Raw genomic sequence first — 15441 nt, forward strand, 5'->3', positions numbered from 1 at the left:
GAACGCCGCACACCATGCTCGAAGTGACCAACCTGAACCAGTATTACGGCGGCAGCCATATCCTGCGCAATGTGAAGCTCGACGTGCCGGACGGCAAGCTGACCGTGCTGCTCGGCCGCAACGGCGTCGGCAAGACCACATTGTTGCGCTGCCTGATGGGCGTCGTGCCTGTGAAGAACGGCACGATTGCCTGGCGCGGCACGCCGCTCACGAAACTGCCGCCGCACGCGCGCGTCGCGCAAGGCCTCGCGTATGTGCCGCAAGGCCGCGATATCTTTCCGCGCCTGACGGTCGAAGAAAACTTGCTGGTCGGCGCGGCTAGCCGCAAAGCGCCGAAGCGCATTCCCGACCACATCTACGCGCTGTTTCCGGTGCTCAAAGACATGCGCGCGCGGCGCGGCGGCGATCTGTCGGGCGGGCAGCAGCAACAGCTCGCCATCGGCCGCGCGCTGATGAGCGAACCGCAATTGCTGATTCTCGACGAGCCGACCGAAGGCATCCAGCCGTCGATCATCCAGGATATCGGCCGCACGCTGCGGCAGCTGGTCGAAGAAATGGGGCTGACTGTGCTGCTCGTCGAGCAATACTACGACTTCGCAAAAGCGATCGCGGACCGCTACTGGGTGATGAGCCGCGGTGAGATTGTCGCGGGCGGCACAGGCGCGAATATGGATGACGACGGCGTGCGCGCGTTGATCGCCGTTTGACAGGTCCATCAACCATGCTCGATGCGCGCTTGATAGCCGCTTGATAGCCGCTTGATACCGGCTTGATACCCGCTTGCCCCCCGTTCCATGCGCATTTCACGTGATATTCTCGCCGCATGTCCCTGCACGAAAACCACGCGGCCCTCGCGCCCGCCGACTCAACCTTGCCTGCGCTCTGGCGCGCGCGGCTCGAACTCGGTTTCGCGAAACACGGCGCGCGTACGACGCTCACGCATCGGCTGCATGAAGGACCGTTGCGCGTGCAACGGCCGCTATATCCGGAAGGCGATGCGATCTGTCATGCGGTGATCGTGCATCCGCCCGGCGGCATCGCGGGCGGCGACTCGCTCGATATCGACATCGCGCTCGCTGCCGGCACGCACGCGGTGCTGACCACGCCGGGCGCAACCAAGTGGTACAAGTCGAATGGCCGCACCGCGCGGCAACGAATCGGCATTCGCGTCGGCGCGCACGCGAAGCTCGACTGGCTGCCGCAAAACAATATCGTGTTCGACCATGCGCATGCATCGCTCGATTTCACGCTGACGCTCGCCGAAGGCGCGAGCGCGCTCGGCTGGGATGCCGTGCAGCTCGGCCGGCAGGCCGCCGGCGAACGCTGGAGCGCAGGCCAGCTGCGCACGGTATCGCGCATTGTCGCGCCTGACGGGCAGCCGCTGTGGTTCGAACGCGCGCAGCTCGCCGCTGACGCCGCATTGCGCGACGCGCCGCAAGGGCTGGCCGGATTCCCGGCATTCGGCACGCTGTGGGCGGTAGGCGCCGCCTGCAACGACACGCTCGCCGAAACGCTGACTGCGAAGCTGCCATTCGACACCGGTCTGCGTGCGGCGGCAACGTGCGTGCGCAGCGAAGAAAATCCGCTCGACGGACGTCCCGGCGTGCTGCTGGTACGTGCCGTCGCGCGTTCGATGGAACCGCTGCAGCATGTGCTTGCGCAGTGCTGGACGGAGCTGCGGCCGCTGATCCATCGCGTCGACGCGGTGCCGTTGCGTTTGTGGTCCACGTGATGCCATTTGCTTGCCGACGGCGGCTCATCCTGTGCGCATACGCCGTCAATGCCGCATATTCACCACGCGCACTAGCGCGATTGGCATCGCTTTGCACCACGGCGAAACACTCGGTGCCCGAACCTGGTGCGCCACCCGCTCTGCCTCCTTGTAGCGATTCGCGCACCACGATGGCATAACGTTTGCTCGTGTTTGCCCGTTAATCGCCGCTAGAATGACGACGACGCTATCGCGCGCCTTCCACTCACACGCCGCATAACAACATCGATGAAGCTGACACCACGCGAGCGAGACAAACTCCTGATTTTCACCGCGGCGCTGCTTGCCGAACGCCGTCGCGCACGCGGCCTGAAACTGAATTACCCGGAAGCGGTCGCGTTCATCACCGCGGCGCTGATGGAGGCCGCGCGCGACGGGCGCACGGTCGCCGAGGTGATGCACTACGGCACCACGCTGCTCACGCGCGACGACGTGATGGACGGTGTGCCCGAGATGATTCCGGACATTCAGGTCGAAGCGACTTTCCCCGACGGCACGAAGCTCGTAACGGTCCACCACCCGATTCCCTGACATTTTCCCCAAACAGGCTTTCCTGAAGGAGCGCGCGATGATTCCCGGCGAACTGATCACCGACGACGGCGAGCACGAGCTGAACGCCGGCCGTACGACGATCACGCTGACCATATCGAACACCGGCGACCGCCCGGTGCAGGTCGGCTCGCACTACCACTTCCACGAAGTGAACGCGGCGCTCGCGTTCGATCGCACGGCGGCGCGCGGCTTCAGGCTCAATATCGCGGCGAGCACCGCGGTGCGTTTCGAACCGGGCCAGGAGCGCACGGTCGAGCTGGTCGAACTGGCCGGCGACCGCATCGTGTACGGCTTTAACGGCAAGGTGATGGGCAAGCTCGACGAAAGCGTCAGCATGCCGTTGCCGGATGCCGCCCATATCAAAGCCTGACCGGTGCCCCATCCTTTCGGATTCCAGACATGACATTACGTATTGGCCGCCGCGCGTACGCCGAGATGTACGGCCCCACCACCGGCGATCGGGTCCGGCTCGCCGACACCGGTCTCGTGATCGAAGTCGAGCACGACTTCACCGTGTACGGCGAGGAAGTGAAGTTCGGCGGCGGCAAGGTAATCCGCGACGGCATGGGCCAGTCGCAGCGTCTTGCGGCGGACGTCGTCGATACGGTGATTACGAACGCGCTGATTCTCGACCACTGGGGCATCGTGAAGGCCGATATCGGCCTGAAGAACGGCCGCATTGCGGCGATCGGCAAGGCCGGCAATCCGGACATCCAGCCCGGCGTCACGATACCGCTGGGCGCCGCGACCGAAGTGATCGCCGGCGAAGGGATGATCGTCACGGCCGGCGGCATCGATACGCATATTCACTTCATCAGTCCGCAGCAGATCGACGAAGCGCTTGCCAGCGGCGTGACGACGATGCTCGGCGGCGGCACCGGGCCGGCCACCGGCACCAATGCGACCACTGTCACGCCGGGGCCGTGGCATCTCGAGCGGATGCTGCAGGCCGCGGACGGCTACCCGATGAATCTCGGCTTTCTCGGCAAGGGCAACGTCAGCCAGCCGGAGCCCGCGCTCGAGCAGATCGCGGCCGGCGCGATCGGACTGAAGCTGCACGAAGACTGGGGCACGACGCCGGCCGCGATCGACAATGCGCTGAGCGTTGCCGACGACACCGACACGCAGGTCGCGATTCACACCGATACGCTGAACGAAGCGGGTTTCGTCGAAGCGACGGTCGCCGCGTTCAAGGGCCGCACGATTCATACGTATCACACCGAAGGCGCGGGCGGCGGCCATGCGCCGGACATCATCAAGGTATGCGGCGAGCCGAACGTGCTGCCGTCGTCGACGAATCCGACGCGGCCGTACACGGTCAATACGCTCGACGAGCACCTCGACATGCTGATGGTGTGCCACCACCTCGACCCGTCGATTGCCGAAGATATCGCGTTTGCCGAATCGCGAATCCGCCGCGAGACGATCGCCGCGGAAGACATCCTGCACGACCTCGGCGCGCTGTCGATGCTGTCGTCGGATTCGCAGGCGATGGGACGCGTCGGCGAGGTGATTATCCGCACGTGGCAGACCGCGCACAAGATGAAGGCGCAGCGCGGCGCGTTGCCTGAAGACAGTGCGCGCAACGACAACTTCCGCGCAAAGCGCTACGTCGCGAAGTACACGATCAACCCGGCGCTGACGCACGGCATCGCGCATGAGGTCGGTTCGATCGAGCCGGGCAAATGGGCGGACCTCGTGCTATGGGAGCCGGCGTTTTTCGGCGTCAAGCCGTCGCTGATCCTGAAAGGCGGGATGATCGCGCTTGCGCAGATGGGCGACCCGAATGCGTCGATTCCGACGCCGCAGCCGGTCCATTATCGCGAGATGTTCGCGACGCGCGGCGGGGCGTTGGGGCGCACATCCTTGACGTTTGTGTCGCAGTTGGCGGCAGCATCCGGCGTGGCTGAACGTTATGGGCTGACAAAGCGCGTCGTCGCCGTGAAAGGCTGCCGCAGCGTGACGAAAGCCGGCATGATCCACAATGCGTGGCAACCTGCTATCAGCGTCGATCCGGAAACGTATCAGGTGATCGCCAACGGCGAACTGTTGACCTGCGAACCCGCGACGGTGCTGCCGATGGCGCAACGGTATTTTCTGTTCTGATTGCATTGACGGGTATGAGAACGATCGACAAACGTCTTGATTCGCATGTGAAGCTCGCCCGCGTGCTGATGACGCGCGCGCCGGGTTTGACCTTGCCATTCGAGGCACGCTGCAAGAGCCGGCTCGCGGCAACGCTCGATACCGGCGAAGAAGTCGCGCTGGTGCTGCCGCGCGGCACCGTATTGCGCGACGGCGATGTGCTGGTTGCGGACGATGGCGGACTCGTGCGGGTTGTCGCGGCCTCTGAAGCCGTGCTGCTGGTCCGTGCGCCCGATGTGCTGACGCTCACGCGCGCCGCTTACCACCTCGGCAATCGGCATACGCCGGTTGAAGTAGGTGTGGACTATCTGAAGCTCGAATACGATCCGGTGCTCGCGGATATGGTGAAGCGCCTCGGCGCGTCGGTGGAGCAGACGTCGCTGCCGTTTCAGCCGGAAACCGGCGCGTACGGCGGCGGACATCGGCATGGGCACGACGAGACGTTCGCCGAAGACTATGCGGTCGCGCAGAAGGTGTTCGACGAACATCATGGACATGCGCATTCGCACGATCACGCACAGGATCACGGCGATGATCATTCGCACGCGCACGGTCACGATCATGGTCACAAACATGGCCACGATCATACGCATGCGCACGAGCATGGCCACGCGCACGGACACGATCATGCGCACTGCGATGCGTCGTGCTCGCACGGTCATCGCCGCCATGCGGACGACTGAGCTCACCGCGCTACTGCATCTCGCGTCGCCGGCCCTGCCGATCGGCGCGTTCAGCTATTCGCAGGGGCTCGAAGCGGCCATCGAAGCGCAACTGATTACCGATGCCGACAGCGCCGGCAACTGGATTGCGAGCGGCCTGACGAACGTGCTCGCGCTCGGCGAACTGCCGTTTCTCGCGCATCAGCTCGAACGCTGGCGCGTCCATGACGCCGCGGGCCTCGCTGCGGCGAATAGCGAATTTCTGGCGAGCCGCGAGTCACTGGAGCTGCGCCGCGAGACCGAGCAGATGGGCTGGTCGCTGCGTCAGTTGTGCGCAGCGCTCGAATGGGGCGATGCGGCGCGGCGCGCGACGCTCGATACGCTAAGGCCCGTCGCGCAACCCAGCGCATTTGCCTTCGCCGCCTTCGCGCACGACGCAGCCGCCGACGCGGCACTCGCGGCCTACGCGTTCAGCTGGGTCGAAAATCAGGCTGCGGCCGCGCTAAAGGCGGTGCCGCTCGGCCAGCTCGCCGGACAGCGGATCATCGTCGCATTGCGCGGCGCAATCGATACCGCGGTCGAGCGCGCGCTCGCCGTCTCGCCGGACGACATCAACACATTCGCGCCGCAGCTCGGCATTCTGTCGGCGCGCCACGAGTCGCAGTATTCGCGGCTCTTCCGCTCATAGGTTCGAACATCATGAACACACGCACTCAACGCACGAAGAAACTGCCGCCGCTGCGCGTCGGCGTCGGCGGCCCGGTCGGGTCCGGCAAGACGACGCTGCTCGAAATGCTCTGCAAGGCGATGCGCGAGCGCTACGACCTGGTTGCGATTACCAACGATATCTATACGAAGGAAGACCAACGCCTGCTGACCGTCGCAGGCGCGTTGCCGGCCGAGCGGATCATGGGTGTCGAAACCGGCGGCTGTCCGCACACCGCGATTCGCGAAGATGCGTCGATCAATCTCGAAGCGGTCGACCGGATGCTGACGCGTTTTCCGGACGCGGATATCGTGTTTATCGAATCGGGTGGCGACAATCTCGCGGCCACATTCAGCCCTGAGCTTTCCGATCTGACGATTTATGTGATCGATGTCGCGGGCGGCGAGAAGATTCCGCGTAAAGGCGGTCCGGGCATCACGAAATCGGATTTGCTGGTGATCAACAAGACCGATCTCGCGCCGATGGTCGGGGCGAATCTCGAAGTGATGGCCTCGGATGCGAAGAAGATGCGTGGCGAGCGGCCGTTTGTGATGTGCAATCTGAAAGCGCTCGATGGGCTGGATCAGGTGGTCGGATTCATTGAGAAGAAGGGGTTGCTGACGGTTTAGACCGCTCGGCAGCCAGAGAAGAGATTCGCGGGCGTACCCGGCGTTGCGTCCGCCGTTTCCTTAAAAAGACAATACTGAAAGTTTCCAGACGCAAACCATCACCCACGCCGCGCACCGAACGCGCTCGCGTCCGGCTTCGGCCGTTCCGTATTGTCGCCATCCAGCGATTATTCAACTTTCTAAAAGTCAATCTTAGGGAACGCATGATTGCCCCGGCCGTTGCAATGCATGCATTCTCTGCTCCAGTCACTTCGCATCGCCGCCGGCGGACATCGGTCCGCCGCCGGGACCGGTCGCGCCAAACGCTTTGACACGTTAGCGCGCGCACCACGAACAGCCCCGGTCAGCGTCGCAAGGACAAAGTTGCAGCAGAGCACCTCTTTGCCTCGCGCCGCAAAGCCCCCTGGATCGTGGAGTCTGAATGATCGGTATCGTTCGCATCGCATTGAAGCGGCCCTACACGTTTATCGTCCTGGCTATCTTCATTCTTATCGCCGGGTGCCTGTCCGCGTTGAGGACGCCCACGGACATCTTTCCGTCTATCGACATTCCGGTCATTGCAGTCGTGTGGCAGTACACGGGGCTGCCGCCCGACCAGATGGAAGGCCGCATCATGGCGCCGTTCGAACGCGTGCTGCCGACCACGGTCAACGACGTGCAGCACATCGAAGGCCGCTCGGTTGCCGGGTACGGGGTCGTCAAGATTTTCTTCCAGAAGCACGCGGACATCCGCACGGCCAATGCACAGGTCACATCGATTGCGCAGTACATCCTCAAGCAACTGCCGCCCGGCGCGACGCCGCCGCTAATCCTGACCTATAGCGCGTCGACGGTGCCGATCGTCCAGCTTGCGCTGTCAGGCGATGGGCTGACCGAGCAGAATCTCGGCGACCTCGGTCTGAACCAGTTGCGCCCGCTGCTGAGCACCGTCGAAGGCGCGGCCATGCCCAATCCGTACGGCGGAAAAACGCGGCAAGTGCAGATCAACGTCAAGGCATCCGAACTCGAGGCCCGCGGACTGTCCGCGCAGGACGTGGCGAATGCGCTGGCCGCACAGAACCTGATCACGCCGGTCGGCACCGAGAAGGTCGGCGATTACGAATACATCGTGCAGCTGAACAGCGCGCCCGCGTCGATCTCCAGTATTGCGAACTTCCCGATCAAATCGGCCAACGGAACGACCGTCTATATGCGGGACGTCGCCGACGTAACCGACGGCAGCCCGCCGCAGACGAACATCGTGCACGTCGACGGCAAGCGTTCCGTGCTGCTCACGGTGCTCAAGAACGGTTCGGCGTCGACTCTTGCGATCATTGCGGGGATCAAGCAGAAAGTAGCGGATGCGAAAGCGTCGCTGCCGGACAATCTCAAGGTTGATGTGATCGGCGACCAGTCGGTGTTCGTGCGCGCGGCAATCTCCGGCGTCGCGCGCGAAGGAGTCATCGCCGCCGTGCTGACGAGCCTGATGATTCTGCTGTTCCTTGGCAGCTGGCGTTCCACGATCATTATCGCGACCTCGATTCCGCTGGCGATTCTCGGGTCGATCGCCGCGCTGTCGGCGCTCGGCGAGACGCTGAACATCATGACGCTCGGCGGCCTCGCACTCGCGGTCGGCATTCTGGTCGACGATGCGACCGTGACCATCGAGAACATCAACTGGCATCTCGAGCAATACAAGCCCGTGGAAACCGCGATCCTCGACGGCGCCGCACAAATTGTCACGCCGGCTTTCGTGTCGCTTTTGTGCATATGCATCGTGTTCGTGCCGATGTTCTTTCTCGACGGCGTCGCCCGCTTTCTGTTCGTGCCGATGGCCGAAGCCGTGATGTTCGCGATGGTCTCTTCGTTCATTCTTTCGCGCACGCTGGTGCCGACGATGGCGAAGTATCTGCTCAAACCTCACGCGCCGGATGAGCTGCACGAAAAGCGTCAGACGTCGAATCCGTTCGCGCGTTTCCAACGCGGCTTCGAGGCTCGCTTCGAGCGCATCCGTGCGCATTACAGCGCGATGCTTGAACGGGTGCTCGTGCAGCGCCGCCGCTTCGTCCCCGGCTTCTTCGTGTTCGCGCTGCTGTCGCTCGGACTGGCGCCGTTTCTTGGCCGCAATTTCTTTCCGAATGTCGATGCGGGTGAAATCCTGATGCACGTGCGCGCGCCGGTCGGCACCCGCGTCGAGCGCACGGCGGCAATCTTCGCCGCCGTGGAGCAGCACATCAAGGCGACGATTCCGCCGACCGAGCTCGGCGCGATGGTCGACAATATGGGGTTGTCGACCAGCGGTCTGAACACGGCCTACAACAACACCGGCACGATCGGTTCGCAGGACGGCGACATCCAGATTTCGCTGAAAGACGGCCACCGCCCGACCGCGAACTATGTGCGCAAGCTGCGCGAGACGCTGCCGCAAGCGTTTCCGGGCGTCACGTTCTCGTTTCCGCCGGCGGATATCGTCAGCCAGATTCTGAACTTCGGCACGCCCGGGCCGATCGACCTGCAAATTCGCGGCGGCCATCTGCCCGCGGACTTCGCGTACGCAGACCGATTGCTGCGCCAGATCCGCCATATCCCCGGCATCGCCGATGCGCGCATCGCGCAATCGCAGGGCAATCCGCAGTTCGATGTCGAGGTCGACCGGACCCAGGCGCTGCTCCAGGGTGTGACGGAACGCGACATCACGAACAGTCTGCTGGTGCATATGGCGGGCTCAGGCCAGGTCGCGCCGACGTACTGGCTCAACGCCGCCAATGGCGTCGAGTATCCGATCGTGTTGCAAACGCCGCAATACGGGCTGAGTACGCTGCCGTCGCTCGCCAACCTGCCTGTCGGCGGCGGCCCGGCTGCGCTCGACGGGGAGATTCTCGGCGGTGTCGCCACGATCCGCCGCACCGTGAGCAACGCCGTGGTCGACGACTACAACATTCAGCCGATGGTCGAGATCGACGCGGCGACGCAAGGCCGCGACCTCGGCGCGGTGGCGTCGGATATCCGGCGCATCGTCGCGGCCAACGCGAGCACGGTGCCCAAGGGCTCAAAAGTCGTGCTGCTCGGCCAGGTGCAGACGATGAACGACGCATTCAGCGGGATGCTCTTCGGGCTCGTCGGTGCGGTCGTGCTGATCTACCTGCTGATCGTCGTCAACTTCCAGTCGTGGACGGATCCGCTTGTGATCGTGACCGCGTTGCCGCTCGCGCTGGCCGGCATCGTGTGGATGCTGTACGCGACGCATACGCCGATGTCGGTGCCGGCACTGACGGGCGCGATCATGTGCATGGGCGTCGCGACCGCCAACTCGATTCTCGTGGTGAGCTTCTGCCGCGAGCGGCTCGCAGTGCACGGCGACGCGCTGCAAGCGGCGCTCGAAGCCGGCGCCACGCGGTTCCGTCCGGTATTGATGACAGCACTGTCGATGATGATCGGCATGGCGCCGATGGCGCTGAGCCTCGGCGAAGGCGGCGAACAGAATGCGCCGCTTGGCCGCGCCGTGATCGGCGGACTGCTCTTCGCAACGACCGCAACCTTGTTCCTGGTGCCCGCTGTCTTCTGCATCGCGCATTCCCGTCAGGGACGCAAACCCGCGTCACCGATGACCTCCCGAGTCTCTTCCCATGTCTGATCAAACCACGCCACACTCCGTGCCGCCGCAACGCCTGCTGTCGTTTGCCGGGATTGCCGGCGCGCTTGCCGCGCTCGTTATCCTCGCCACGGGCAGCGCCGTGCGCGCCAAAGCCAGCCACCAGCTCAAGGACTGGACCGAGGCGCAAGCCGTTCCCGTCGTGAAGACAATCGAGCCGATTGCACCCGCCTCCGGCGGCGCACTGAATTTGCCCGGGCGCCTCGAGTCGTTCACCGACGCGCCGATCTATGCGCGCGTGAACGGTTACCTCAAATCGTGGCGTGTGGATATCGGCGACCACGTGAAAGCCGGACAGGTACTCGCGTCGATCGACACGCCCGAACTCGACCAGCAATTGCTGCAGGCGAAGGCCGATCTCGCCAGCGCGCAGGCCGACGCTGCGCTCGCGAAGACCAGCGCCGAACGCTGGCAGGCGCTGCTCAGTTCCGACTCGGTATCGCGCCAGGAAGTGGATGACCGCACACAAGACTTCGCGCAAAAGAAAGCGCGCGTCGCGGCGGCACAAGCGAATGTCGACAGGCTCGTGGCAATGAAGGCATTCGCGACGATCGTCGCGCCGTTCGACGGCGTCGTCACCGCACGGAACACGGATGTCGGCGCGTTGATCGATGCGGGCAGCAGCAGCCATGCGCAGCTCTTTTCGGTGTCCAGCGTGGACCGGCTGCGCGTCTACGTGCATGTGCCGCAGTCCTACGCGCCGATGGTCAAACCGGGCGGCACCGCGAACTTCACGGTTCCCGAATACCCAGGGCAGCGCTTCACCGCGAATGTGGTGGGTCTCGCCGATGCGGTGAACGCATCCTCGGGCACCACCCTTGTGCAGTTGCAGGCGGATAACCCCGGCCACCGGCTGATGCCCGGCAGTTTCGTCACACTGCATTTCGCGCTGCCCGCGCTCGCCGGTGCGATGCGCATACCGGCAAGCGCGCTGATTTTCGACGAGCAGGGGTTGCGCGTCGCGACCCTCGATGCACAGGGCGAAGTCCGGTTCAAGCCGGTCGCGATCCAACAGGATCTCGGCAACGCGGTCGATATCGGCTCAGGTCTTGCGGCAAGCGATCGCGTGATCGACACGCCACCCGATGGTCTCAACGAAGGCGACCACGTGCGCGTGGACGGCACGGATAGCGCGGGCAACACTGGCGGCACAAGCGATAAGGCGGCCCATCATGGCTAGGCTGCGCAGGTGCGCGTGGCTAATGGGCACGGCCGTCCTCAGCGCATGTTCGCTCGCGCCGCCTTATCGCGTTCCGGATACGCCTGTGGCGGCGGCATACAAGACGTCAGCCCCGTGGACGGTCGCGGCCCCGGCCGACCAGCTCGATCGCGCGCACTGGTGGACGCTGTATCGCGAGCCGCAGCTCGATGAACTCGAACAGCGCCTGATCGCCAACAATCACGATCTGCGTGCGGCGTACTTTCACTATGTGCAGTCGCAGGCGTTCGTCAAGGAAGCGCGTTCGCAGCTCTATCCGGACGTGTCGGCGGCCGGCAACGTGCAACGGGCGCGCCAGTCCGATACCGCACCGTTTCGCACCACCGCCGTTCCGACCGACTACAACAACGCCGCACTCGGCGTCGAGGTCGATTACGAGGTCGACCTCTGGGGGCGCGTACGGGACTCCGTCGCCGCAAGCAACGAAGAAAGCCAGGCGGCGAAAGCGGATCTCGCATCGACGCAATTGAGCCTCGAAATCGAACTGGCGCGCAGCTATCTGGACCTGCGCGGCGACGATCAGCAGATCCAGGTACTCGATGACACGATCGACGCCTACCAGAAAGCACTCGAACTGACGCGCAAGCGGCACGACGGCGGCGTCGCGGCGGAGCTCGACGTCGCGCGTGCGACGACTCAGCTGTCGTTCGCACAGTCCGAGCTCACGCAGGCGCAAGCGAAGCGCGCCCTGCTCGAACACGCGATCGCCGCACTGGTCGGCGCGTCGGCGTCGGACTTCGCGATTGCACCGAGCGTCGCGCCGGTCGCCCTGCCCGCGATTCCGGTCGGTGTGCCGTCGGCCTTGCTGCAACGCCGCCCTGACGTCGCGGCGGCCGAGCGGCGCATTGCGGCGGCCAACTCGGAAGTCGGCGTCGCGCGCTCGGCGTATTTCCCATCGCTGACGCTCAGCGCGCAAGGCGGCTTCCAGAGTTCGATCTATGCAGACCTGCTCAGCTTGCCCAGCTCCTACTGGGCAATCGGTCCCACGCTGGCGACGTATCTGTTCGACGGCGGCAAGCGGCGTGCGCGAGTCGAAGCCGAAAAAGCGGGCACAGCGGAGGCCGGCGAGCGCTACCGCAGCGTCGTTCTCGCGTCGTTCAGGCAGGTGGAAGACGATCTGTCGTTGCTGACGCAACTCGGCACGGCGACCGCTCAGGTGCAACAGGCTGCGGACTCGGCCGGGCTGTCGGTCAATCTGGCGCTTTCGCGCTATCGCCAGGGCGTGGTCAGCTATCTGGAGGTGGTCGATGCGCAGACGGCCGCGCTCACCGCGCAGCGCAGTGCCATCGAAATCAGGACGAGGCAGCTCGATGCGAACGTGGACCTGATTCGCGCACTGGGAGGCGGATGGCGCTATGACGATCTCGGTTCCAGCACCGATGCTGCGCCTTCCGGGAGCAGCTAGCGCAATGCGTAAGGCCAGTGAATTCTTCGACTACGCGCCACGCAGAATCGGGCTGGCGTTCAAGCGGTTGAACTCGTCGAGGCGATCTTGCCATACGGTCGCCGCAAGCCGATACGTCTTCTGAATCCAGGTGAGGTGGACTCGTGCGCAAAACAGGCGGCTGGCGTATAAACCCAAGGGCAATATGCCGATCCGCTAGCCTGGCCGGCATGCCATTTCTTTTCGTCATTCTTGTGAGTGCGCCTTATGGATGTCCTTAACGCAATGCGGGTGTTCATTCAGGTTGCCGATGCCGGGAATTTCACGCGCGCCGCCGAGCAGCTCGATGCGTCGCTGCCGACCATTACCCGGGTGATCTCGCAACTCGAGGCGCACCTGAACGTTCGACTCTTCCAGCGAACGACACGTCGCATATCGCTTACCGACGCCGGCACCACCTATCTGGAAGGATGCCTGCGCGCCGTGGAGCTGATCGACGAAACCGAAAGCCAGGTGGTTTCGTTGAATAAAGATCTGCGGGGGCGCCTTAGAGTGGTGGCGGGAAGTTCTACGGCGTTCTCGCACATGGTTCCGGTTGTTTCGGATTTCGTCCGGCAATATCCGGCTATCCGGATCGATTTCTTTACGATGGACAACGTATTCAGCCTGGTCGACGAAGGCGTGGACGTGGCCATTCTGGCCGACTACCTGATCCCTTCGGATTCGGTTGTCGCGCGCCGGTTGATCACACACTCGTACGTTATGGTGGCCGCGCCGCGTTATCTTTCCGGCGCCGCGTCGCTGTCGAAACCCCTCGATCTGAAGAGATTATGCTTTCTCGGGCGACCGGCGGATCAGCGTGGCACGACCCTTCGTTTGAGGGAAACCGGCAAGGACGAAGATGATGTGATTGAGCTGACGCCCAACGTTGTATGCAACAACGCGAAGGTGCTCCAGGAACTGACGTTGTCAGGCTGCGGTTTCTCTATTCTTCCCAGACAGTTCGTCCAGCAGGCGATCAGCGACGGGACATTGGTGCGGTTGTTGCCCGACTATCGACTGCAGAATAGCGACGTCGATATCTGTGTGGTTTATCAGAGCAGGAAACGGAATAGCCGTATTGCTAGTGTGTTTGTCGAGCATGTGCTGTCGGCGTTGGGTTCGCCGGTGAAGTACGTGCAGGAAAGTTGAGCGATCGCTGTTTGACGAACCCGCGTGGTCTGACTCATTTCGACGGCGAGCGACTTCGTGGACGTGTGTTCGACAGTGTCTGGATTGCAGTTCAAGACGTTCTCGTTAATTTCAGTGCTGCCCCAACGCCCGGCCCGACAATAAAGATACGAGTTGCTTACCTGTCGTACGGATTAAGGTCATCAACCCGATTCTCGACGCCATATTCAATTCCATCCCATACAGCATAATCAAAAGGTGTATAGCCATCACCTTTGCATATCTCATCAAAGACGATCTTCCCATTTTTTTCGACGTAGACTTCCCCGGGCACGACGGCATTCGAAACGACATAGGTATAAGACCCGTTCGAGAACTTTAGATGACTTCCCAAACCGTCGCGCAGTCTTGAGACATTTACAATGGAAATTTTTCCACGTGGGGCTATGTGTTTTCCTGGAAACTCAAGCTCGACGTGTCTAGGTGTCCCGAAGCGATACTGCACGTACCCCTGGTCAGGCGAGATATTATCTTTTGCACATACCGATGCAATTTTTTTGGAATTCTGCAGTTCGCAACTAAAATACTTCATTTCACCCTGACGACAAAGACTTTCTGCTTCGTAACTGGTTATCTCAGCGGACACCGAACCACCCGCAATAGAGATTACGACGAAAACGACAATCCGTTCAATTAACTTCACGCGAAGCCTCCCCATTTGCGGATATTTGCGAAATTTTCCTGCCTCTTGCCAATACTTCCCGTCTTCATCTGATTGGGTTTCCCTTGAAATAAACCGGGATTGATCACCTTGCTGATAGAGTCAACGACGGCAGATGAATCTCCTTCATCAGCGAGGCTGTACAAACGATGGGAAACCCAGAAGAAGCACGCTGAGCGCACGGCATACTTTGCCTCCCCGACCCGATCCGGATCAGCCTCGAAGTCCACGGCCGCTTCCTGGGGCCAGGCGTCGGCACTTGCTTTGTGCCATGTCGTGAAACGCTGATACCCGCCTCGATGCGTGAGTTGAATCATGCCGCGGCCACGGTAACGATAGCCGTCTCCGCTACCTGCATCTCCGTTACCGTCTCGTCCTGCATATACCCGGTTTGCGATAGCTTCCTCGTTCGCAGGATGCTCTTTCGTTCTTCCGTATTTTTCTGCTTCATCCGGATGTTCCATAAAGTAGGAAAATATCCCCGCAGTGAGAACGTTGGCCGCGTAATCCAAACTCTCGCTACGTAGCGACAAATCAACTCCTACCTCCTGCTTTACCTGAGCAAAGAAATGCTCTCTTCGCAAAGCGCTATCCAGCCTATACAGATCGATATGTGCATTGAGCTCGTCGACAACGTCCCGGAGCACGTTTGCGGACGCATTGGGAAACAAGTGCTGAAGCATTGAAACTGTGAATTGGAACCTCGATGCAAAATTGCCGACCAACCCGATCGGGTGAATATGAAAAACCTCCGCCCCCGGAAACCCCGGCAACGCCGCCCTCACCTCCTCCCACCACGCAAGCCGGTCGATGCGCTTCTGCTCTTCCTCGAACTGCGCGCGCTTCCCCGT

The 15441-nt window shown here is 62.5% G+C and carries 14 protein-coding genes; 12 read left to right on the forward strand and 2 right to left on the reverse strand.

Features of this window, described 5'->3' with window-relative positions:
* The first annotated feature begins 14 nt into the window (after positions 1 to 14).
* The 12 genes from urtE (at position 15) to HV675_RS10830 (ending at position 13890) form a co-directional block, all read left to right on the forward strand.
* On the forward strand, positions 15 to 707 hold the full coding sequence (gene urtE / locus HV675_RS10775) for an urea ABC transporter ATP-binding subunit UrtE (protein ID WP_175110886.1): 693 nt from the start codon (positions 15 to 17) through the stop codon (positions 705 to 707).
* A gap of 116 nt (positions 708 to 823) precedes the next feature.
* On the forward strand, positions 824 to 1732 hold the full coding sequence (locus HV675_RS10780; RefSeq protein WP_175110887.1) for an urease accessory protein UreD: 909 nt from the start codon (positions 824 to 826) through the stop codon (positions 1730 to 1732).
* Between the two features lie 267 nt (positions 1733 to 1999).
* The gene (ureA, locus tag HV675_RS10785; protein ID WP_175110888.1) at positions 2000 to 2302 is read left to right on the forward strand and encodes an urease subunit gamma; all 303 of its coding nucleotides are present in this window, start codon (positions 2000 to 2002) and stop codon (positions 2300 to 2302) included.
* Positions 2303 to 2339: 37 nt separating this feature from the next.
* Positions 2340 to 2693 (forward strand): urease subunit beta, encoded by a 354-nt coding sequence (locus HV675_RS10790; RefSeq protein ID WP_175110889.1) that lies wholly within the window; start codon positions 2340 to 2342, stop codon positions 2691 to 2693.
* Positions 2694 to 2722: 29 nt separating this feature from the next.
* Positions 2723 to 4429 carry an urease subunit alpha gene (ureC, locus tag HV675_RS10795; RefSeq protein WP_175110890.1) on the forward strand — a complete coding sequence of 569 codons (1707 nt, stop codon included), beginning with the start codon at positions 2723 to 2725 and terminating at the stop codon, positions 4427 to 4429.
* 14 nt (positions 4430 to 4443) lie between these two features.
* A complete protein-coding gene (gene ureE / locus HV675_RS10800) occupies positions 4444 to 5151 on the forward strand; it encodes an urease accessory protein UreE (protein WP_175110891.1) in 708 nt (235 codons plus the stop codon).
* Entirely contained in the window at positions 5138 to 5818 is a 681-nt protein-coding gene (locus tag HV675_RS10805) for an urease accessory protein UreF (RefSeq protein ID WP_175110892.1), read from the forward strand. Before ureE ends, HV675_RS10805 begins: the two co-directional genes overlap by 14 nt.
* An 11-nt stretch (positions 5819 to 5829) precedes the next feature.
* Positions 5830 to 6465 carry an urease accessory protein UreG gene (ureG, locus tag HV675_RS10810; RefSeq protein WP_175110893.1) on the forward strand — a complete coding sequence of 212 codons (636 nt, stop codon included), beginning with the start codon at positions 5830 to 5832 and terminating at the stop codon, positions 6463 to 6465.
* A gap of 421 nt (positions 6466 to 6886) precedes the next feature.
* Positions 6887 to 10078, forward strand: coding sequence for an efflux RND transporter permease subunit (locus tag HV675_RS10815; protein ID WP_175110894.1), 3192 nt, complete (start codon positions 6887 to 6889; stop codon positions 10076 to 10078).
* Complete coding sequence (locus HV675_RS10820) at positions 10071 to 11276, forward strand: efflux RND transporter periplasmic adaptor subunit (RefSeq protein ID WP_175110895.1); 1206 nt, start codon at positions 10071 to 10073, stop codon at positions 11274 to 11276. The genes HV675_RS10815 and HV675_RS10820 overlap by 8 nt, the downstream gene beginning before the upstream one ends.
* A 22-nt stretch (positions 11277 to 11298) precedes the next feature.
* Positions 11299 to 12720, forward strand: a complete 1422-nt coding sequence (locus HV675_RS10825) for an efflux transporter outer membrane subunit (protein ID WP_246270177.1) — start codon at positions 11299 to 11301, stop codon at positions 12718 to 12720.
* Between the two features lie 246 nt (positions 12721 to 12966).
* Positions 12967 to 13890, forward strand: coding sequence for a LysR family transcriptional regulator (locus tag HV675_RS10830; protein WP_175110897.1), 924 nt, complete (start codon positions 12967 to 12969; stop codon positions 13888 to 13890).
* A 157-nt stretch (positions 13891 to 14047) separates the two neighbouring features.
* Here the strand turns inward: HV675_RS10830 and HV675_RS10835 are convergent, their stop codons facing one another.
* Both HV675_RS10835 and HV675_RS10840 read right to left on the reverse strand, forming a co-directional pair.
* A complete protein-coding gene (locus tag HV675_RS10835; protein ID WP_175110898.1) occupies positions 14048 to 14572 on the reverse strand; it encodes a hypothetical protein in 525 nt (174 codons plus the stop codon).
* Positions 14569 to 15441: glycoside hydrolase family 19 protein (locus HV675_RS10840; RefSeq protein WP_425496134.1), on the reverse strand; the 873-nt coding region annotated here is incomplete at its 5' end. The genes HV675_RS10835 and HV675_RS10840, both read right to left, overlap by 4 nt.

Source organism: Paraburkholderia solisilvae (assembly GCF_902859875.1).
GTDB lineage: Bacteria > Pseudomonadota > Gammaproteobacteria > Burkholderiales > Burkholderiaceae > Paraburkholderia > Paraburkholderia solisilvae.

Excerpts from the sequence above, each read along its gene's own strand:
- urtE (WP_175110886.1), top strand. The coding sequence starts at position 15 with ATGCTCGAAGTGACCAACCTGAACCAGTATTACGGCGGCAGCCATATC.
- HV675_RS10780 (WP_175110887.1), top strand. The coding sequence starts at position 824 with ATGTCCCTGCACGAAAACCACGCGGCCCTCGCGCCCGCCGACTCAACC.
- ureA (WP_175110888.1), top strand. The coding sequence starts at position 2,000 with ATGAAGCTGACACCACGCGAGCGAGACAAACTCCTGATTTTCACCGCG.
- HV675_RS10790 (WP_175110889.1), top strand. The coding sequence starts at position 2,340 with ATGATTCCCGGCGAACTGATCACCGACGACGGCGAGCACGAGCTGAAC.
- ureC (WP_175110890.1), top strand. The coding sequence starts at position 2,723 with ATGACATTACGTATTGGCCGCCGCGCGTACGCCGAGATGTACGGCCCC.
- ureE (WP_175110891.1), top strand. The coding sequence starts at position 4,444 with ATGAGAACGATCGACAAACGTCTTGATTCGCATGTGAAGCTCGCCCGC.
- HV675_RS10805 (WP_175110892.1), top strand. The coding sequence starts at position 5,138 with ATGCGGACGACTGAGCTCACCGCGCTACTGCATCTCGCGTCGCCGGCC.
- ureG (WP_175110893.1), top strand. The coding sequence starts at position 5,830 with ATGAACACACGCACTCAACGCACGAAGAAACTGCCGCCGCTGCGCGTC.
- HV675_RS10815 (WP_175110894.1), top strand. The coding sequence starts at position 6,887 with ATGATCGGTATCGTTCGCATCGCATTGAAGCGGCCCTACACGTTTATC.
- HV675_RS10820 (WP_175110895.1), top strand. The coding sequence starts at position 10,071 with ATGTCTGATCAAACCACGCCACACTCCGTGCCGCCGCAACGCCTGCTG.
- HV675_RS10825 (WP_246270177.1), top strand. The coding sequence starts at position 11,299 with ATGGGCACGGCCGTCCTCAGCGCATGTTCGCTCGCGCCGCCTTATCGC.
- HV675_RS10830 (WP_175110897.1), top strand. The coding sequence starts at position 12,967 with ATGGATGTCCTTAACGCAATGCGGGTGTTCATTCAGGTTGCCGATGCC.